The following is an 18,779-nucleotide window of genomic DNA, read 5'->3' as shown; positions in this document are numbered from 1 at the left end:
TGAGGCGGCTTCGCCGCTCAAGAAACACCAGTTAGCGCACCGACTCCGCGAACGCGCCGGGTGTGCTTCCCGCGCGGGCCTGGAAGAACTTCGCGAAGTTCGCCGGATCGTCGAAACCGAGGCGGCGCGCGCACTCCGCGACCGTGATCCCGGTGTGCGCGAGCAGGCGCTTCGCCTCCAGCACCACGCGGTCGTCGATGAACCGCTTCGCGCCGACGCCCACCGCTTCCTGCGTGGCGCGGCGCAGCGTCCTCGGCGAGTAGCCGAGCCGGCGGGCGTACCACTCGACCTCACGGGAACGCGCGTACTCCGCCTCGACCGCGCGGCTGAAGGCGGTGAACACCTCCCGCCCGTCGGCCGGCCGCGGCGCGCCGCCGGCGACCCGCAGCAGCAGCACCTCCAGCAGGTGACGCAGGATCTCGGCGTCTCCCTCAACGTACTCGCGGCGCAGGTGATCGGCGGCGAGCCGCACCAGGTCCGCGCGGTCCACCTGCCAGCTCACCGGGCCGAGGACGTCGGTGCCCGGCGAGGACGGGGGCACGAACTCGGGCCGGAACAACACCACCAGGCCCTCGACCGCGGCGATGTCCGCCCACGAGTGCGTCCACCCCGGGCGGATCCAGACCACGCGGTCGGCGTCGAGCGGGTGCCGGACGAAATCCACCACGACCGTGCCTCGACCGGACCTGCCCAGCGCGAGCACGTGGAAGTCCGCCCGGTGCACGGTGTCCCACTGCTTTCCCGCGGGTATCAGACGCAGCCGGGAAAAGGTGAGCACCTCCACCCCGGAAGGCGAGTCCGCCGCGACGCGGTAGTGCAGCGTTCTGATGCGCTGCTGTCCGTTTTTCACCATGACCAGACCGAAGCGTACCTCGTCGTGGCCCCGGTGCCCGCCTAGCGTCGGTGGCATGGAAGCGAACGATGTGAAGACGGTCGCGGGCGGCCTCCCGGTGAGTTACGAGCCGGGAACCGGGACGGCACTGGTTTTCCTGCACTACTGGGGTGGTTCCGGCGAAACCTTCGCGCCGGTGGCCGAGCGGCTGCCGGGGCGACCGGTGGTGCGCTACGACCAGCGGGGCTGGGGTGCCGCGCGTGAGCTGCCGGGACCGTACGGGCTGACCCAGCTCGCCGACGACGCGCTCCGGGTGGTCGACGAGCTGGGGCTGTCGCGGTATGTCCTCATCGGACACTCGATGGGCGGGAAGGTGGCGCAGCTGGTCGCGGCACGCAGGCCGGACGGGCTGGCCGGGCTGGTACTCGTGGCCCCGGCGCCACCCCGGCCCGCCGAGGTGAGCGCGGAGGAACGGGAGGCGCTCGCCCACGCCTACGACAACGCGGAAACCGTGACCGCGGCGCTGGACCACGTGCTGACCCACCGTGCTTTGCCCGATCCCGCAAGGGTTGTCGCCGACAGCCTCAACGTCACGACGGAGGCCCGCCTGGCCTGGCCCCGGCACGGCATCATCGAGGACATCGCGGACACCGTCGCCGCGATCGAGGTGCCCGTCCTGGTGCTGGCGGGCGAGCACGACCAGGTCGATCCACCCGCCGTGCTCGCCGAACGCCTGCTGCCGGTCCTCCCGACCGCGACGATGTCCGTCCTCCGCGACACCGGGCACCTTTCCCCGCTGGAGGTCCCCGACGAGGTCGCCGCCCACGTGGAGCGTTTCGTGGCCGCCCTCTAGGTGCGAGTCACTCCGTCCGCATACCCCGCCACAGCAGGTCCAGCAGCTCCTCCGTCTGCGCCTTCCAGTTCTCCTCCGGCTGGAGGTACCACAGCCCGCCGAGGCCCCGCACCAGCGCCTCCGGCCTCAGGTCCGCGCGGACCGTGCCCGCGTCGATGTTCGCGCGCAGCAGGGTCGCGACCGCGGCGACCAGTGACTCGTACGCGTGTGCCGGAAGCTCACCCCGCGCCGACGTCGCCCGGCGGAGTGCGTCCGCGAGGCCGCGCTTGGACATCATGTAGTGCGCCAGGTGGTCGACCACCCACACCCGGAACGCCCGGTCCGGCGGGTACCGGCGCAGCAGGTCCTCCACGACCTCGACGAGGTGCCGCACCTCGCGCTCGTACACGGCGAGGATGAGCGACTCCGGCGTGGGGAAGTGCCGGTACACCGTGCCGACCCCCACGCCGGCCTTCTTCGCGATAGCGTTGAACGACACCTCGTCCGAGCAGGTCAGCGACTCCGCCGCGACGGCGAGGATGCGCTCGTGGTTGCGCCGGGTGTCCGCCCGCCGCGGACTGACCGATCCCGTCGCCATGGTTCCTCCTGCTCGCCCGTTGCCAAGCGGATTGTAATCCGCTAGCTTCGGAAGAGCGAAGCGGATGACTATCCGCAACCAGGTCGCACTCCACCGAGGGCCCGGGGGAAAGGGACCCAACCACATCATGGAAATCTCGCTGGAAATCAACGGCAGGACCGAGCGGCTGGACGTCGAACCCGGTGTGACGCTGCTGGACGCGTTGCGGGAACGGCTCGGCATCACCGGTCCGAAGAAGGGCTGCGACCGGGGCCAGTGCGGCGCCTGCACCGTGCACGTCGACGGCAAGCCCGTGTTGTCGTGCCTCACGCTGGCCGCCACCGTGCGACACCCCGTGACGACGGTCGAAGGACTGTCCACAGAGGACGCTCTGCACCCCGTGCAGCGCGCGTTCGTCGAGCAGGACGCCCTGCAGTGCGGCTTCTGCACGTCCGGCCAGGTCATGTCGGCCGTGGCCGCCGTGCGCCAGGACGTCGAGGACGTCCGTGAGTTCATGTCGGGCAACCTCTGCCGCTGCTCCGCCTACCCCAACATCGTCGCAGCCGTGGAACAGGTGAAGAACGCTGATGCGACCGTTTGAACTGACCACCGCTCCCACCATTGAAAGCGCTTTCTCCGCCGACGCGGCCTTCCTGGCCGGCGGCACCACGCTCGTCGACCTGATGAAGCTCAACGTGCTGACGCCACGGCACGTCGTGGACATCAACGACCTCCCGCTGCGGGGCATCGACACGGGCGACGGCCTGCGGTTCGGCGCGCTCGAACGGATGGCCGACATCGCCGCGCACCCCGGCGTGTACCCGGCGATCTCGCGGGCGCTGCTGCTCAGCGCGTCGCAGCAGCTGCGCAACATGGCGAGCATCGGCGGGAACCTCATGCAGCGCACGCGCTGCACGTACTTCCGCGACGTCGCCATGCCGTGCAACCGCCGCGAGCCGGGCTCGGGTTGTTCCGCGATCACAGGCGTCAACCGGATGCACGCGATTCTCGGCACGAGCGACGCCTGCGTCGCCACGCACGCCAGTGACGTGGCAGTGGCGCTCGTCGCGCTCGACGCCGAGGTGGTGCTCGCGGGCGCGGACGGCACCCGCACCGTCAAGCTCACCGACTTCTACCGCCTGCCAGGGGAAACGCCCGAGGTGGAGCACGACCTGCGGCCGGGTGAGCTGATCACCGAGGTGCGCGTGCCGCGGCTGGACTGGGCGGCGAACTCCACGTACGTCAAGGTGCGTGACCGGCAGTCGTACGAGTTCGCGCTCGCCTCCGCCGCGGTGGCGCTCGACGTCCGAGACTCGCGGATCGTCGACGCGCGGGTCGCGGCCGGTGGCGTGGCGACCGTGCCGTGGCGGCTGACCGCCGTCGAGGAGGCCCTGCGTGGCAAGCCGGTGACCGAGGAGTCCTTCGAGCAGGCCGCCGCGCTGGCCGTCGAGGGCGCGAGGCCGTTGGCGCACAACGCTTTCAAGGCTTCCCTGCTCAAGCGGACGATCGTCCGCGCGCTGCTCGAACTGACCGAAGGGAGCCGCCGATGACCGGCAGGCTGGATGCCCCGCTCAAGGTCGCCGGGCGGGCGAAGTACGCGGCGGACAACAACTTCCCCGGCATGGTCTACGGCTGCGTGGTCACCAGCACGGTCGCCCGCGCGGAGATCGAGGCGATGGACGTGACGGCGGCGAAGAGCGCGCCCGGCGTGCTCGCGGTCTACACGCCGTTCGACCCGCTGGAGCTCCAGACGCCCCCGCCGATGCCGATCCCGGGGGACGCCTGGCTGCCGCTGCGGAACAGGGACGTCGAGTGGTACGGGCAGCCGATCGGGTTCGTCGTGGCGGAGACGTTCGAGCAGGCGCGGGACGCGTCGATGCTCGTCGAGGTCACGTACCGTCAGTTACCCGCCAGGACGTCACTGGAGGACCACCTCGACGACGCCGAGGACCCGCCCGAGCTCCTGGGCGGTGCGGAGCCGGTGGTCACCGTGCTCGCTGACGGCGTCGAGTCCATTGAGGACGCTCTCGCGGACAGCCCGGTCGTCGTGTCGGCGACCTACCGCACCGCGACGCAGAACCACGCCGCGATGGAGCCGCACTCCGCGGTCGCGGTGTGGGAGGACGGCGTGCTGACCGTGTACAGCGGCAACCAGGGCAGCAACCTGCTGGCGTACGAGCTGAGCGGAGCGCTGGGCCTGGAGCCCGCGCAGGTGCATGTGGTCAACCCGTTCGTCGGCGGTGCGTTCGGCGGGAAGGGCCGGACCTCCGTGCCGGGCTTCCTCGCTGCCGCGGCCGCGAGGGCGCTGAACCGCCCGGTCAAGGCGACGCTGACGCGGGAACAGGTGTTCACCGCGACGGCCACGCGCCCGGCGACCCTGCAGGAGATCTCCCTGGGCGCGGACCGCGACGGCACGCTGCTCGCGCTCAAGCACGACTCGTGGTGCACGCTGCCGCGCTCGGGGTCGTTCGTCGAGGAGACCTCCCACTCCAGCTCGTTGCGGTCGTACGCCACCCGGAACCTCCGGATCAGCCAGCGGGTCGTGCGGCTGGACCTCCCGCAGACGACGTTCATGCGGGCGCCTGGCGAGGCGCCCGGCTCGTTCGCGCTGGAGAGCGCGATGGACGAGCTGGCCGTCGCGCTGGACGTGGACCCGATCGAGCTGCGGCTGCGCAACAACTCGATCGCCCCGCCGGGGCAGGACCTGCAGTGGTCGAGCAAGCACCTCGACGAGTGCTTCACCACCGGTGCGCAGCGCTTCGGCTGGATCCACCGCACGCCGAACGGCCGCACGGACGGCGACTGGCAGGTGGGCCTCGGCGTGGCGACCGCGATGTTCCCCGCGATCCGGTTCCCCTCGTCGGTCGAGGTGCGGCTGAACGCCGACGAGACCGCGGTGATCTCCACCAGCGGCGCCGACCCGGGCACGGGCCTGCTGACCGTGGTGTCGACGGTGGGCGCGGAGTCGCTGGGCATCGCGCCGGAACGCATCACCCCGCGCCTGGGCAACTCGCTGTTCCCGCCGGGCGGCATGTCCGGCGGTTCGTCCGCCACGGCGAGCACCGGCACGGCGATCATGGCCGCCACCGCGGAGGTGCTCGACGCCCTGCTGAAGCTGGCTTCGGCGCCGGGCGCACCGTTCGAAGGGCAGGAGGTCACCTACGCCGAGGGCCAGGTCCACGGCGGCGGGCGCACCATGCCCTACGGCGAGCTGTTGCGGGCGGTGGGCGAGGAATCCGTCGCCGCGGTCGGTTCGTCCGCGCCCGGCGAGGAGATGACGAAGCACTCGTTCAGCTCGTTCGGCGCCCAGTTCTGCGAGGTCCGCGTCCACCGGCTCACCCGCGAGGTGCGGGTTTCGCGGCTGCTGGGCGTGTTCGACGGCGGCCGGATCATCAACGACCAGCTGGCGCGCAGCCAGCTGAGCGGCGGCATGATCTGGGGCGTCTCGGCGGCGCTGCACGAGGGTCTGGAGATCGAGGACAACGGCCGGTTCGCGAACGGCGACTTCGCCGGGTACCTGGTGCCCGTGAACGCCGACATCCCGCAGGTCGACGTCGAGTTCGTCGAGTACCCGGACACCTTCCACAACGACGTCGGCGCCCGGGGGCTCGGCGAAATCGGCGTGGTGGGCGTGGCGGCCGCGATCGCGAACGCGGTCTACAACGCGACCGGCATCCGCGTCCGCCACATCCCGATCACGATCGAGGACCTGCTGGTGGAGTGAGGTCAGGCGGTGAACACGGCGGTCACCGTGCCCAGCTCGCCCATGTCGGCGACCGCCGTGTCCCCCGCGCTCACCGGGTACGCGCGGGTCATCGAGCCCGGCAGCACGACGTGCCCCGGCTCCAGGTCGATGCCCAGCGGGCCGATGGTGTTCGCGAGCCACACCAAGGCGTTGACCGGCGAGCCGAGCACGGCCGCACCCGCCCCGGTGGCGACCAGCTCGCCGCCCAGCTGCAGCGAGCAGCCGGTGAGCCGGAGGTCCACATCGGACAGCAGCGTCGGCTTGCTGCCCAGCACCACGCCACCGGAGGAGGCGTTGTCGGCGATCGTGTCGACGATGGAGATCCGCCAGTCGGTGATCCGCGACGCCACGATCTCCAGCGCGGGCACCACGAAATCGACGGCACGCAGCGCGTCCGCGACCGTCACGCCGGGCCCGGAGAGCCGCCGCCCGAGCACGAACGCGATCTCCGGCTCGACCCGCGGCTGGAGGAGGCTCGCGGCGCTGATCGGCTGGTGCTCCAGGTGGAACATGCCGGCCAGCAGGTGCCCGTAGTCCGGCTGGTCGACACCCATCTGCTGCTGCATGGCCTTCGACGCGAGCCCGACCTTGTGCCCCTTGACGACGTCCCCGTCGGACACCCACCGCCGCACCTGTTCCTGCTGGATGCGGTACGCGTCGGTGATCGTGGCGTCCGGGTGCGTCTCGATCACGGGCGCGGTCGGCTCGCCCTTCTCGTAGGCGAGCAGCAGGCGGTCGGCGACTTCACGGACGGCGGCTGTTTCCATGCGCCCAGCCAACCCCGCGCGTCCGCCTCCGGCAAGACCGCCGTCCCGCCAGGCGGCACAATGGGGGCGTGCGCGACACCCTTCGGAAGCTTCTGAGCGAGCAGGACGCGGCCTTCGACCCGGGGGCCCTCGCGCTCTACACCACCGACGCCTCCAACTACCGGCACGCGCCGCTCGGCGTCGTCCTGCCCCGCACGGCAGACGACGTAGTGGCCGCCGTGGCCGCGTGCCGCGAGACCGGCGCGCCCGTGATCGCGCGGGGTGGCGGCACCAGCATCGCGGGCAACGCGTGCGGTCCCGGCCTGGTCCTGGACAGCTCGCGGTACTTCGCCGGCGTGCGGGAACTGGACGTGGCGGCACGAACCGCCCGCGTCGCCCCGGGCACCGTCCTCGACGACCTGCAGGCCGTCGCCGCTCCGCACGGGCTCCGGTTCGGGCCGGATCCCTCGACGCACAGCCGCTGCACGATCGGCGGCATGATCGGCAACAACGCGTGCGGCTCGCACTCCGTCGCGTGGGGCCGCACGGCCGACAACGTGGAAAGCCTCGAAGTCCTGCTCTACGACGGCACGAGGATGACGGTCGGGCCGACGTCCCGGCAGGAGGCGGACCGCCGCGCCGCGCTGCCGGGCACCGAGGGGCGCGTGTACCGCGAGCTGCGTGACCTGGTGGACGGCAACCTCGCCCTGCTGCGCAAGGAACTCTCGGCGTGGGGCCGCCGCGTGTCGGGGTACGGGCTGGAACACCTGTTGCCGGAGAACGGGTTCAACGTCGCCCGCGCGCTGGTCGGCAGCGAGGGCACGTGCGTGACCGTGCTCGACGCGACGCTCCGGCTCGTCGAACTGCCGAAGCACAAGGCGCTCGCCGTGTTCGGCTTCGCCTCGGACATCGACGCCGCCGACGCCGTGCCCGCGATCCTGGAGCGCAAGCCGCTCACCGTGGAGGGCCTGGACGTCGAGCTCGTCAAGCTCACCTCCTCCGGCGGTGATGACCTGCCTGACGGCCGCGCCTGGCTGCTGGTCGAGCTGACTGGCGACACGCTCGACGAGGCGCGGGAGCGGGCCGCCGGACTGGCGCGCGACCTGGGCCGTCCGCACGTCGTGCACACGGACCCCGCGGCGCAGCGGCGGTTGCGGCGGATCCGCGAGGAGGGCGCCGGGCTCGCGACGCGCATGGCCGATGGCTCGGAGGCGTGGCCCGGCTGGGAGGACGCGGCGGTGCCGCCGGAGCGGCTCGGCTCGTACCTGCGGGAGTTCAAGCAGCTGCTGGCCCGGCACGGCCGCAAGACCGTGGTGTACGGGCACTACGGCGAGGGCTGCCTGCACATGCGCATCGACTTCGACCTGCTTTCCCAGCCGGGCAAGGCGAACTTCCGCTCGTTCCTGGAGGACGCGGCGGACTTGGTCGCCGCACACGGGGGTTCGTTGTCCGGCGAGCACGGCGACGGGCAGGCACGCTCGGAACTGCTGCCGCGCATGTACAGCCCCGAGATGATGGCGTTGTTCGAGCGGTTCAAGGCGATCTTCGACCCGGACGACCGGATGAACCCGGGCATCCTCGTCCGCCCGCGTGCCGTCGATGCCGACCTGCGGGTGCGTGAGGCGAAAATCCCCGTGGCGCTGGGTTATCCGCACGACCACGGCAGTTTCGCCGAGGCGATGCGCCGGTGCGTCGGCGTCGGCAAGTGCCGCAACACCAGCGGTGGCGGCGTGATGTGTCCGAGCTACCGCGCCACGCGCGAGGAGAAGCACTCCACGCGCGGGCGCGCGCACCTGCTCGCCGAGATGATCAACGGGGAGCTGATCACCGGCGGCTGGCGCTCGGAGGAGGTGCGGGACGCGCTCGACCTGTGCCTGTCGTGCAAGGGCTGCCTGTCGGACTGCCCGGTCGATGTCGACATGGCGACGTACAAGGCGGAGTTCCAGCACCAGCACTACAAGGGCAGGCTGCGGCCCCTGTCGCACTACTCGATGGGCTGGCTGCCGCTGTGGCTGCGGTTCTCGGCGCTCGCCCCGCGCCTGCTGAACGCGCTGCTGCGCCGACCACGGGTGGCCGCACTCGTGAAACGGCTGGGCGGGCTGGCTCCGGAGCGGGATCTGCCGGAGTTCGCCACGCGGCCGTTCACCCGCTCCCACAAGCGGACCTCCGGTGGTGGCAAGCGGGTGGTGCTGTGGCCCGATTCCTTCAACAACTACCTCACCCCGGACGTCCTGCACGCGGCGACCGAGGTGCTCGAAGCGGCCGGTTTCGACGTCGTGGTCCCGAAACAGAATGTCTGTTGTGGACTGACATGGATGTCCACCGGGCAGCTCGGCGTGGCCAAGCGCGTGCTTCGGCACACGTTGTCGGTGCTCAAGCCGTACCTCGACGCCGGGTACGAGGTGGTGGGCCTCGAACCCAGCTGCACGGCGTTGTTCCGCGGCGACCTCGGGCACCTGCTGCCGGGGGACGAGACGGCCGCGCTGCTGGCGAGCCGCACCCGCACGTTCGCCGAGCTGCTCGCCGACGCCGACCTGCCGCTGCGGGACCTCGACCTCGACGCGGTCACCCAGGTGCACTGCCACCAGCACGCGGAACTGGGCTTCACCGCGGACGAACGGCTGATGGCCCGTGCGGGGATCCGGAACTCCACTTTGGACTCGGGATGCTGCGGGCTGGCGGGCAACTTCGGTTTCGAGCGCGGCCACTACGACGTGTCGGTCGCCGTGGCCGAGGACCGCATGCTGCCCGCGATCCGGGAAGCCGCCCCGGACACCGTGGTCGTCTCGGACGGCTTCAGCTGCCGCACGCAGATCGCCCAGCAGTCGGACCGCCGCGCGGTCCACCTCGCCCAGCTGATCCGGAAAGCCTTGCGCTGACGCGGAGGGACGTGGCTGCCACCCGCAGCGACGGCGCGGTCGGCCTGCGGCGAAAGAAAAAGCCCGGTCCCCTCACGTGAGGAGACCGGGCTTTCCCGTGGTGCGCGTTACGGCAGCAGCAGGAACGCCAGGCCGTTCGGCGAACCGAGGCCGGTGACGTTGTCGTAGCCGCCGGTGGTGTGGATCGTCAGGTTCGGGTAGTCCAACGTCCGCACCGAGGTGATCAGGCCGCCCGACGCGTCCACCGAGTTGGCGTAGTCGACCCGGGTCACGGCGGCGTCGACGTGCTTGACGTCGGTGATGGCCGGCGTGCGCGAGGCGATCTGGTAGGCCAGCGGGTTGAGGAACCCGTGGTGGAAGTGCGCCAGGCTGTCCGACACCGCGACGATCCCGGCGAGCAGCGGCGACGACAGGCTCGTGCCGCCGATGCGGTACTGGTCGTAGTACACGCCGTCCGGGAAGGTCTGCGTCTGCCCGACCAGGAAGCCGGTGTTGGGGTCACCGACCGTCGAGATGTCCGGCACGACGCGGCCCTTGGCCTTGCCGTGCTGGTTCTGCGTGGACAGCGCGTCCGGCACGATCCCCTTCTGGTAGAAGGGCTGGTCGAACAGGACACTCGTGCCGCCACCGGAACCGCTGGTGTACGCCCCGGGCGGGCCGGGCACGTACGCGCCGTTGGTCAGCGTGCTCTTGCCGGTCTCCCAGCCGGTCTCGAACAGCTTCTGGCCGTTCTTGCCGATCGCGAGGCTCGTGCCGCCGACGGCGGTCACCCACGAGTCGGAGGCGGGGAAGTCGGCCGACGGGGTGCCCAGCCGCGCGACCTCGTCTCCGTTGTCACCGGAGGAGAAGTAGACGCCGATGCCCTCGATCGCGGCCTGGACCGCGATCTGGTTCCAGACCCGCACCTCGGAGGCGGGGATGTCCTCGCCGGTGTCACCGTAGGAGTTGCTGATGATGTCGGCGCTGTGGTTCGAGACGATCCAGTTCAGCGCCTCGTCCAGCGAAGCGTCCTGGCAGTCGGCGCTGCCGACGTAGAGGATCTTGGCGCCGGGCGCCATGGCGTGCACGGCCTCGACGTCCAGCGTCTGCTCGCCGTACCAGCCGGCGGCGTCGCACTGGTCCGGCGGCTCCATCTCCGGGTTGGTCGGGAAGATCTTCTCGGAGAACTGCGAACGCAGCAGCGGGTGCGCCGGGTCGTTGCGCCGCGCGTACTCGGCGGCGTCGGCGTACAGGGTGGGGGAGGCGAAGGCGTCCACGATCGCGACGGTGGTGCCGCTGCCGTTCGCGCCGACCTTGTCCAGCCCGTAGGCCGAGCGCAGCTGCGCCGGGGTGTAGCCGCACGGCGCGTACGGCAGGACCTTGCCGCCGTAGGCCGGGTCGGTCGTGTCGACCTTCTCGCCGTAGTAGGCGCTGCACGGGCGCGCGTTGCGGAAGCCGTCCGACGGCGGCACGTCGCTCGGGGTGCCGTCGGTGTGGTCGGGCTTGAGCAGCTGGGTGGCCTGGTCGACGCCGACGACGCCGAGCACCTGGTTCGCCAGCGCGGCGGGCACCGACAGCTCCTTGTCGGCGGCACGCAGCACCTGGCCGTCGACCTTGTACTTGGCCAGGTCGACGCTGAACGCCTTCTCCACCTGGTCGGCGGTACCGCTGGCCTCGACGTACGCCTTGTTCGACGGCACGTCGCCGATGGCGAAGCCGCTGCCGGCCAGCCAGTCGCGCACCGACTTCACGGTCGCGTCCGTGGCCGCGAACCGGTCGCGGACCTGGTCGGGGCTGAGGTACTGGCGGTAGGTCTTGCTCGACGGGTCGCTCACGGCCTGAGCCGCGGCCTCGGCGCCCGCCTGGTCGCGCATCGACAGGTAGACGCGGAAACTGAGCTTCGAGGACGGGGCGGCGTCGGCGACCTTCGACTGGGGCGTGGCCCAGTCGGGGTGGGACAGCGGGATCACCGCGCGTCCCTGCGCGCTGGCCACGGCGGGTGCCGCGACGGCCGCGCCGCCCGCGAGGGCGAGCGAAACGAACAGGGTCAGAGCTCTTCGCACTGGGGACTTCCCCTCTTGACGTAGCAGGTGGAACTGCGCAGAGATTAGATCCGAAAACGAGCCAGGGGAAGGAAAAAAATGTAACGAGCGGGAAAGTCGGATTTCCATACTTCGTCGGTAAACGGGCAAATCACTCTAACGGGAAAAACCCGTCTTCCGTGGCGATCGCGGTCACGAGATCGGCCGGGGTCACGTCGAAAGCGGGGTTGAAGACCGCCGCATCGGGCGGGGCGACGGGCCGCCCGGCGACGTGCGTGACCTCCTCGGCCGCCCGCTCCTCGACGACGATCCCGTCGCCCGAGGGGACCTGGGAGTCCACTGTGGACATCGGGGCGACCACGACGAACGGAATCCCGTGCCGCGCGGCCGCGAGCGCCAGCGGGTAGGTGCCGACCTTGTTCGCGACGTCCCCGTTCGCGGCGATCCGGTCCGCGCCCACGACCACGGCGTCCACCAGCCCGCGGGCGATCGCCGAGGCCGCCGCCGAGTCGGGCAGCAGGCGGTACGGCACACCGGCTTCGCCCAGTTCCCAGGCCGTCAACCGGGCGCCCTGCAGCAGCGGCCGGGTCTCGTCGGCGAAGACGTACTCCAGCTGCCCGGCGGCCTGGAGGTGCCAGACCACGCCGAGCGCGGTCCCCCAACCGACGGTGGCCAGCCGGCCCGCGTTGCAGTGCGTGAGCAACCGCAGCGGACGGCGCGCACAACGGTCGAGCAGGAATTCGGCCGCCCGTTCGGACGCTTTCCGATTCACCCGTTCGTCCTCGTCGAGCACGGCCATTGCCTCTTCGAGCACGAATTGCGGACCCTCCGGCAACCGGTTCAGCGCACGCCGCACCCCCCACCCGAGGTTCACGGCGGTCGGCCGCGCGTCGGCGAGCCGTTTCGCGTCCGCCCGCACGGCGTCCTCGTCCCTGTGGCGCAGGGCGGAAAGCGCTGTCCCGAGCGCCCCAGCGGCTCCCAGCGCGGGCGCCCCGCGCACGGCGAGCCTGCGGATCGCGGCGATCAGCTCGTCCACGGTGGTCAGGCGCAGCACCCGCACCTCGTGCGGCAGCGCGCACTGGTCGAGGATCTCGATCGCGCCGTCTGCCCAGTCGATCGTCCTGCGCATCGCGCCTCCCGTGCCAGGCTGGTCCTCGTGCCCATTGAACGCCGCAATCCCGAGGGGCTGCACGCCACTCCGGGCTACCACCACGTCACCGTCGTCGAGGCCCGTCGCCTCGTGTTCCTCGCCGGGCAGTGCCCGCTCGCGCCGGACGGCACGATCCCGCCCACGCTGCCCGGGCAGACCGACCAGGTCGTCGCCAACACCCTCACCGCACTCGAAGACGCCGGTGCGACCCCGGACGACGTCGTGCGCACGGTGATCTACGTGGCGAGCGGCGAGCGGGCGGACCTCTCCGCGGTCTGGGACCGGCTCACGGGATCCGCGCTGGGCCGTGCGTTCAGCACCGCGAGCACGCTCCTCGGCGTAGCCTGCCTCGGCTTTCCCGGGCAGCTGGTGGAGCTGGACGTGACCGCGGCGCTGGCCTGAGGTGGTGGTCGGTGCCGTCCTCGGCGGGTGGCGCGGCTCTAGCCTGGCGGCATGTCCGATGACGCCGCTTTGACCTACACCTCCTACCTCGCGCTCGACGAGGTCCTCGCCGCGCAGCGCCCGCGCTCCACCGAGCACGACGAGATGTTGTTCATCGTCATCCACCAGGTGTACGAGCTGTGGTTCAAGCAGCTGCTGCACGAGCTGGCCTACCTGCAGCAACGGCTCGAAGCGGGGGACACCGCCCGCGCCATCCGCACGCTCCGCCGGGTGCTGACGGTGCTCAAGGTCGTGGTCGCCCAGATCGACGTGCTGGAGACGATGACACCGAGCCAGTTCACGAGCTTCCGCGCCCGGCTCGACGCGTCCAGCGGGTTCCAGTCCGCGCAGTTCCGCGAGCTGGAGGTGGTGCTGGGCCGCCGGGACGAGGGCGCGTTCGCGCACTACCCGGAGGACGACCCGGGGCGGCGCCGCATCGTCGAGGCGATGGCGCGGCCCTCGCTGTGGGAGTCGTTCCAGTCGTACCTCAAGACCCAGGGCTACGACGGCGACCTCCTGCGCGTCTATGCCGACGACGAGGGCGCGGCGGTCGTCGCCGAGCACCTCGTTGACCTCGACGAAGGCCTGCAGGAGTGGCGCTACCGGCACGTGAAGATGGTCGAGCGCACGATCGGCGACAAGGCGGGCACGGGCGGCTCGTCGGGGGCGGAGTACCTGCGCTCGACGTTGTTCCGGCCGCTGTTCCCCGAGCTGTGGGCCGTTCGGCGCGATCTCTAGTCGCGTGGCTGCTGGAGCGCTATGTTGCTGCTGGGCCGGGGAACGACCTTCCCAGCCGGCTCACCACAACCGAAACCGGTCGTCGCCACAAGCGGGGGCCGCCCACCCGAGGAGCCACCTTGACCGAAGGGGTTTTCGGCCGCGAAAGCGGTCATGAGCAGGTCGTGTTCTGTCAGGACCGGGCGTCCGGTCTGAAGGCCATCATCGGCATCTACTCCACCGCGCTGGGGCCCGCGCTCGGCGGGACGCGGTTCTACCCGTACGCCTCCGAGGACGACGCGCTGGCCGACGTGCTCGCGCTGTCGAAGGGCATGGCCTACAAGAACGCGCTCGCGGGGCTCGATCTGGGCGGCGGCAAGGCCGTGATCATCGGCGACCCGGCGACGGCGAAGTCCGAGGCGCTGTTGCGGGCGTACGGCCGGTTCGTCCAGTCGCTGGCCGGGCGCTACATCACGGCGTGCGATGTGGGCACCTACGTCGCGGACATGGACGTGGTCGCGAAGGAGACCCGGTTCGTCACCGGTCGTTCCACGGACGACGGCGGCGCCGGTGACTCGTCGGTGCTGACCGCGTTCGGGGTCTTCCAGGGCATGCGGGCCTGTGCCGACCACCGCTGGGGGTCGCCGGAGCTGGCGGGGCGGCGCGTGGGCGTGTCCGGGGTCGGCAAGGTCGGGCACCTGCTCGTGGGGCACCTCGTCGAGGCGGGCGCGCGCGTCGTGATCAGCGACGTGTCGGCGGCGGCGATCGAGCGGGTCCGGGCGGCACACCCGGAGGTCGAGGTCGCGGCGAACGCCGACGAGCTGGTCCGGTCGCGGCTGGACGTGTTCGCCCCGTGCGCGCTGGGCGGTGCCCTCAACGACGAGACCGTGCCCGAGCTGCGGGCGGAGGTCGTCTGCGGGGCGGCGAACAACCAGCTGGCGCACCCGGACATCGAGAAGGTGCTCGAGGAGCGCGGGATCCTGTACGCGCCCGACTACCTCGTGAACGCCGGCGGAGTCATCCAGGTGAGTGACGAGCTGCACGGCTTCGACTTCGCGAGGGCCCAGCGCAAGGCGAGCGCGATCTACGACACCACGAAGGCGGTCTTCGCCCTGGCAGAGGCGGAAGGCGTCCCCCCGGCCACGGCGGCCGACCGCCTGGCGGAACGGCGCATGGCGGAGGTCGGCCGCCTGCGGTCGATCCTCACGCCCGCGTAGGCGGCTGGCCCGGTGGCCCGCCCCTCGGGCGGGCCACCCTCCGGCGGTCCGCCTGCGGGGGCTCGGGTGGTGGCCTCCCGGGGGAGGGTTGGGGCCTCTGTGGCTCTGTCACCGGGCGGCTCCGCCACCGCACATCCGGCGGCTCCGCATCCATGGCCGCCCCGTGGCGACTTGGCCACTCCGCGACCGGGCTGCTCCGCGACTGCGGCCATAGGGCAGCGGCTCCGCGGCCGTCGCCGCCCCGCGGGGATTTCGCCACTCCGCGACCGGGCGGCTCCGTGACTGCGGCCATCCGCATGGCGGCTCAGCGGCCGTGGCGGTCCTGCAGGACTTCGCCACCACCGCGACCGGGCGGCTCCGTGACCGCGGCCATCGGGCGGCGCTTCGAATATCGCGGCCGTCCCGCGGCGACTCTGCCGCCACCGACCCGGCGGAGGCGCAGCCTTCACCGCGATCCAGGGGCGGCCCTACCGCCGCGGCCATCCGGCGACGGCTCCGCCGCCGCGACCGCCTCCTGGCGGCTCCGATTCCACGTGGCGCTGCCGCCGTCCCCGCGCCGTGGTGCCATCGCTGGATCCGGCACGGCAGCCACCCCCGGACCCCTGCCGCCGCAGCGGCTCCGCCGCTACGCAGCCAAGGCACCATCACCCCGAGCCCCGGCCAAGCCCCGCGCCCGGCCACAGCCAAGCCCCCGGACAGCCGACCCCCCGGACGGCCTCACCGCCCCCCGGTCACCCCGACTTCCGCCGGAAGGTGCGCTTCGCGGCCGCCGGGCCGTGTGCGTGCTGCCCCTTGCCGCCGCCGTGCTCGTGCTGGGCACCGGCGCGGCTCGCCGCCTGCTTGCGTTCCAGCGCCTCCCGGAACTTGCGCTTCTGGTCGTCCTCCGGGGAACCGGAAGAGGACGGGGTCTCGGGCATGGCAGCCTCCTGGGAAAACGCGCGAACACCTCACCCTGGCATGCCCGAACCCATCTGGCCACCGGGTTTTTCCGCCCAGGGTAGGACACCCCGGGAGAAACTGGCAGCCTGCCAGTAACGGGGGGCGGCCAGCTAGGGTGAACCCCATGGCGAACTCAGCTGCGGTCCCCGGCAGGCCCCGTTCCCGGGATGCCGCCGGCCTGCCTGCCGTCACCCCGGACGGGATCATCGCCGCGGCCCTCGACCTGGCCGCCAGCCAGGGCCTGGAGAGCTGGACGCTGCGCCAGCTCGCGGGCGCGGTGCAGGCCTACCCCGCGGTCATCTACCACCACGTCGGTGACCGCGAGGCCGTCGTGAGCGCGGTGGTGGACCGCGTCGTGGGCATGGTCGCCGTGCCGCCGGAGGGCCTGCCGTGGCGTGAGTGGTTCGCCGCGCTCGCCACGGAGATGCGCGCCGTGCTGACGCGGTTCCCCGGCGTCGCGAGGCGGATCGCCGTGCACGGGCTGTCCCCGGAGGCGGCGGGCCCGTCCATCGACCGCGGCGTCCGCATCCTGCAGCAGGGCGGGTTCGGCGACGAGAGCGCCCAGGTCTACCGCTTCCTCGCCAACATCATCTGCCACTTCATCTCGGTCGAGGACGAGCACCGCCGCAACAGCGAGGACTACGCGCGCGACGCCGCCCGCTGGACGCGGCACGTCGACGACCAGTCGAGGCCCGGGCTGGCCACGATGAGCGCCTGGCTGCACACCCTCGTGACCAACCCCGAGCAGCACGCCGACCACAACCTGTTCGACTACGCCATCGAGCGCTGCCTCGACGGCGTCGAGGCGCGGCTCGCGGTCATCCGCCGCAGATGATCTTCGGCTGCGGGTTGTAGTGCACGGTGCGCTTGTCGCGCCGCACCTCACGCCCGGTCGCCGCGTCGCGGAGGATCCGGGTGTCCGACGTGGTGAACCCGGGCGAGCCGTTGGAGGCGTGGCAGTTCTGCGGCGGCCCCGGCTTCGGCGTGGGGTCGACGAAGTTGACGCGCTCGCCCGGCACGGACTCGACGGTGTACCGCTTCGTGCCCCACAGCTTCACGGTGATCGACGACGGGGTCCAGATGGTCTGGATGGCCACCCCGGTCGGTGAGTCGTTGGTGAACTTCAGGTCGATGACGCTGGAGCCGTCCGGGTTCTGGAACACGGTCGCCTCGCGGGCGGCGGGGTAGCGGCTGATGTAGTAGCTGTGCTCCTTGTGCCCGGCGTCCTTCAGCCCGGCGAAGTACGCGGCGTTGTAGAGCGTCGTGGCGAACTGCGAGATCCCGCCGCCCACCTCGCGCGCGGGCGCGCCGTTCTCGATCACGCCGGCCTCGACGTAGCCCTGCGCGGCGCCGCGCGGTCCGGTGAAACCGTTGAGGCTGAAGGTGTCGCCCGGCTTCACGATGGCGCCGTTGACCTTCTGCGCGACCGTGCGGATGTTGACGCCGGAGTCCGCCGCGAACCCACCGGTGGTGAACTCGCCGATGACCTCCTTGATGCCGAGCTGGTTCGCCTGCTCGGTGGTGACCTTCGCGGGGGTGTCCACGTACTTCGCGGTCAGCTCGCGCTGGCCGGTGCGCTTGAGCAGCTCCGGCAGCGGTTCCAGGGTCGGGTTCCAGTCCACGCCCCGGCCGTCCACGGACTCCTCGACGGTGGGCTGCCCGCCGGAGAACACGATCTGCGCGTCCTTGCCCTGCTTCTCGGTGGACTTCAGCTGCGGGCCGGCGGCCTCGACGATCTTGGCGTTGTCCACCTTCATCGCGAGCGTGCCGCCGTCGGCGGGTTCGAACCGCAGCGCCGCCGCGATCGCCTCGGGTTTGACGGTGGCGTCCTTGCCGTCGCCGTGGATCACGACCGGGCCGGACACCGCGGGCTGCGCCAGCTGGGTGAGCGCGGTCTGCACGGCCTCCGGCGACACGGCGACCGGCGTCTGCCGCACCGGCAACGTCACCGGGTGCCCCGACGCCCAGTCCGCCAGCACGGCGATCGCCGCGTCGTCGACCTGGAGCTGCTGGCCCTGCTTCGGCTCGACCGCGACCGGGGTCGCGCCCTCGAACCGGATGCCGCCCTCGGTGGGTTCCCGGTCGACCTGGGCGCGGAGGTTCTGCAGCGTGTTGACCAGCTGCGCCTTGTCGGCCTGGGTGACCACGCCGACCTCGCGGCTGGTGAAGAACGAACCGATCCGGGTGAACGGGTTGAGCGGCTGGTCGCCAGCCTGGTCCAAAGTGGACGGCCAGTCGAGGCTCAGCCCCGCGCGCGCCGGGTCGATCGTCGTGTCGACGTCGCCCGCCCGCACGGCCACCGGCTTGACCAGGCGCGGCTCGATCTGCGCCCGCAGGCGTTCCTCGGCCTCCGCGCGCTTGAGCCCGCCGACGTCCACTCCCGCCACCGTGACGCCGCGCGGCACGTTGCCCTGGCTCACCAGCAGGTCGACCGCGTAGAGCGCGACGAGGACACCCAGCACCGAGCCGGCGATGACGGCGGCGCGCTTGAGCGCGCGCCGCGGCCGCTTCGGCGTGGCGGGCGGGATGATCTCCGTGACGGGTTCGAGGTAGTCGGTCTGCTCGGCGTCGGCCGTGGGCCACACGGGTTCCTGCGGCAAAGGGTCACCTTCCCCTGAGGTGGGCGGCGGAATCCGGACAACAGGGATGAAGGTTACGGGCGCCCGGTGGCGCCCGGAAAAGC

General features: G+C 71.7%; 16 protein-coding genes. 9 read left to right on the top strand and 7 right to left on the bottom strand.

Annotation, left to right across the window (positions count from 1 at the left end):
- Window positions 1-31: 31 nt before the first annotated feature.
- Window positions 32-853 (bottom strand): helix-turn-helix domain-containing protein, encoded by an 822-nt coding sequence (locus tag BMZ92_RS05265; protein WP_177228548.1) that lies wholly within the window; start codon window positions 851-853, stop codon window positions 32-34.
- 55 nt (window positions 854-908) lie between these two features.
- On the opposite strand from BMZ92_RS05265, the gene BMZ92_RS05260 reads away from it, so the two are divergent.
- The gene (locus tag BMZ92_RS05260) at window positions 909-1,685 is read left to right on the top strand and encodes an alpha/beta fold hydrolase (RefSeq protein WP_091504567.1); all 777 of its coding nucleotides are present in this window, start codon (window positions 909-911) and stop codon (window positions 1,683-1,685) included.
- Window positions 1,686-1,692: 7 nt separating this feature from the next.
- Here BMZ92_RS05260 and BMZ92_RS05255 read toward each other — a convergent pair whose 3' ends face one another.
- Window positions 1,693-2,262, bottom strand: coding sequence for a TetR/AcrR family transcriptional regulator (locus tag BMZ92_RS05255; protein WP_091504566.1), 570 nt, complete (start codon window positions 2,260-2,262; stop codon window positions 1,693-1,695).
- Between the two features lie 127 nt (window positions 2,263-2,389).
- On the opposite strand from BMZ92_RS05255, the gene BMZ92_RS05250 reads away from it, so the two are divergent.
- The 3 genes from BMZ92_RS05250 to BMZ92_RS05240 are packed head-to-tail and all read left to right on the top strand — an operon-like array spanning window position 2,390 to window position 5,965.
- The gene (locus BMZ92_RS05250; protein WP_091504565.1) at window positions 2,390-2,842 is read left to right on the top strand and encodes a (2Fe-2S)-binding protein; all 453 of its coding nucleotides are present in this window, start codon (window positions 2,390-2,392) and stop codon (window positions 2,840-2,842) included.
- Window positions 2,829-3,791 (top strand): FAD binding domain-containing protein, encoded by a 963-nt coding sequence (locus BMZ92_RS05245; protein ID WP_091504564.1) that lies wholly within the window; start codon window positions 2,829-2,831, stop codon window positions 3,789-3,791. Before BMZ92_RS05250 ends, BMZ92_RS05245 begins: the two co-directional genes overlap by 14 nt.
- Entirely contained in the window at window positions 3,788-5,965 is a 2,178-nt protein-coding gene (locus BMZ92_RS05240; protein WP_091504563.1) for a xanthine dehydrogenase family protein molybdopterin-binding subunit, read from the top strand. The genes BMZ92_RS05245 and BMZ92_RS05240 overlap by 4 nt, the downstream gene beginning before the upstream one ends.
- A gap of 2 nt (window positions 5,966-5,967) precedes the next feature.
- On the opposite strand, the gene BMZ92_RS05235 is transcribed toward BMZ92_RS05240, so the two are convergent.
- On the bottom strand, window positions 5,968-6,753 hold the full coding sequence (locus BMZ92_RS05235; protein WP_091504562.1) for a 2-keto-4-pentenoate hydratase: 786 nt from the start codon (window positions 6,751-6,753) through the stop codon (window positions 5,968-5,970).
- A 68-nt stretch (window positions 6,754-6,821) separates the two neighbouring features.
- Between BMZ92_RS05235 and BMZ92_RS05230 the strand changes: the two genes are divergently transcribed.
- Window positions 6,822-9,611, top strand: coding sequence for an FAD-binding and (Fe-S)-binding domain-containing protein (locus BMZ92_RS05230; RefSeq protein WP_245782909.1), 2,790 nt, complete (start codon window positions 6,822-6,824; stop codon window positions 9,609-9,611).
- 107 nt (window positions 9,612-9,718) lie between these two features.
- On the opposite strand, the gene BMZ92_RS05225 is transcribed toward BMZ92_RS05230, so the two are convergent.
- The gene (locus tag BMZ92_RS05225) at window positions 9,719-11,653 is read right to left on the bottom strand and encodes a S53 family peptidase (RefSeq protein WP_091504561.1); all 1,935 of its coding nucleotides are present in this window, start codon (window positions 11,651-11,653) and stop codon (window positions 9,719-9,721) included.
- A gap of 130 nt (window positions 11,654-11,783) precedes the next feature.
- A complete protein-coding gene (gene mtnA, locus BMZ92_RS05220; protein WP_091504560.1) occupies window positions 11,784-12,761 on the bottom strand; it encodes an S-methyl-5-thioribose-1-phosphate isomerase in 978 nt (325 codons plus the stop codon).
- Between the two features lie 27 nt (window positions 12,762-12,788).
- On the opposite strand from mtnA, the gene BMZ92_RS05215 reads away from it, so the two are divergent.
- The 3 genes from BMZ92_RS05215 (at window position 12,789) to BMZ92_RS05205 (ending at window position 15,157) form a co-directional block, all read left to right on the top strand.
- On the top strand, window positions 12,789-13,184 hold the full coding sequence (locus tag BMZ92_RS05215) for a RidA family protein (RefSeq protein WP_091504559.1): 396 nt from the start codon (window positions 12,789-12,791) through the stop codon (window positions 13,182-13,184).
- A gap of 51 nt (window positions 13,185-13,235) precedes the next feature.
- Window positions 13,236-13,961 (top strand): tryptophan 2,3-dioxygenase, encoded by a 726-nt coding sequence (locus BMZ92_RS05210; protein WP_091504558.1) that lies wholly within the window; start codon window positions 13,236-13,238, stop codon window positions 13,959-13,961.
- A 119-nt stretch (window positions 13,962-14,080) separates the two neighbouring features.
- Complete coding sequence (locus BMZ92_RS05205) at window positions 14,081-15,157, top strand: Glu/Leu/Phe/Val family dehydrogenase (protein ID WP_091504557.1); 1,077 nt, start codon at window positions 14,081-14,083, stop codon at window positions 15,155-15,157.
- Between the two features lie 731 nt (window positions 15,158-15,888).
- Here the strand turns inward: BMZ92_RS05205 and BMZ92_RS05200 are convergent.
- Window positions 15,889-16,074, bottom strand: coding sequence for a DUF5302 domain-containing protein (locus BMZ92_RS05200; RefSeq protein WP_091504556.1), 186 nt, complete (start codon window positions 16,072-16,074; stop codon window positions 15,889-15,891).
- Window positions 16,075-16,220: 146 nt separating this feature from the next.
- Between BMZ92_RS05200 and BMZ92_RS05195 the strand changes: the two genes are divergently transcribed.
- Window positions 16,221-16,931, top strand: a complete 711-nt coding sequence (locus BMZ92_RS05195; RefSeq protein WP_091504555.1) for a TetR/AcrR family transcriptional regulator C-terminal domain-containing protein — start codon at window positions 16,221-16,223, stop codon at window positions 16,929-16,931.
- Here the strand turns inward: BMZ92_RS05195 and BMZ92_RS05190 are convergent.
- On the bottom strand, window positions 16,915-18,696 hold the full coding sequence (locus BMZ92_RS05190; protein WP_091504554.1) for a VanW family protein: 1,782 nt from the start codon (window positions 18,694-18,696) through the stop codon (window positions 16,915-16,917). The two genes, BMZ92_RS05195 and BMZ92_RS05190, sit on opposite strands and share 17 nt — an antisense overlap.
- Window positions 18,697-18,779: the final 83 nt, after the last annotated feature.

Source organism: Amycolatopsis sacchari (genome assembly GCF_900114035.1).
In the GTDB taxonomy this organism is placed as follows: Bacteria; Actinomycetota; Actinomycetes; order Mycobacteriales; family Pseudonocardiaceae; genus Amycolatopsis_E; species Amycolatopsis_E sacchari.
This window is presented reverse-complemented; position numbering and strand designations above follow the sequence as displayed.

Bases quoted from the DNA above. Each gene is read 5' to 3' on its own strand.
- BMZ92_RS05265 (WP_177228548.1), bottom strand. From the start codon at position 853: ATGGTGAAAAACGGACAGCAGCGCATCAGAACGCTGCACTACCGCGTC.
- BMZ92_RS05260 (WP_091504567.1), top strand. From the start codon at position 909: ATGGAAGCGAACGATGTGAAGACGGTCGCGGGCGGCCTCCCGGTGAGT.
- BMZ92_RS05255 (WP_091504566.1), bottom strand. From the start codon at position 2,262: ATGGCGACGGGATCGGTCAGTCCGCGGCGGGCGGACACCCGGCGCAAC.
- BMZ92_RS05250 (WP_091504565.1), top strand. From the start codon at position 2,390: ATGGAAATCTCGCTGGAAATCAACGGCAGGACCGAGCGGCTGGACGTC.
- BMZ92_RS05245 (WP_091504564.1), top strand. From the start codon at position 2,829: ATGCGACCGTTTGAACTGACCACCGCTCCCACCATTGAAAGCGCTTTC.
- BMZ92_RS05240 (WP_091504563.1), top strand. From the start codon at position 3,788: ATGACCGGCAGGCTGGATGCCCCGCTCAAGGTCGCCGGGCGGGCGAAG.
- BMZ92_RS05235 (WP_091504562.1), bottom strand. From the start codon at position 6,753: ATGGAAACAGCCGCCGTCCGTGAAGTCGCCGACCGCCTGCTGCTCGCC.
- mtnA (WP_091504560.1), bottom strand. From the start codon at position 12,761: ATGCGCAGGACGATCGACTGGGCAGACGGCGCGATCGAGATCCTCGAC.
- BMZ92_RS05210 (WP_091504558.1), top strand. From the start codon at position 13,236: ATGTCCGATGACGCCGCTTTGACCTACACCTCCTACCTCGCGCTCGAC.
- BMZ92_RS05200 (WP_091504556.1), bottom strand. From the start codon at position 16,074: ATGCCCGAGACCCCGTCCTCTTCCGGTTCCCCGGAGGACGACCAGAAG.
- BMZ92_RS05195 (WP_091504555.1), top strand. From the start codon at position 16,221: ATGGCGAACTCAGCTGCGGTCCCCGGCAGGCCCCGTTCCCGGGATGCC.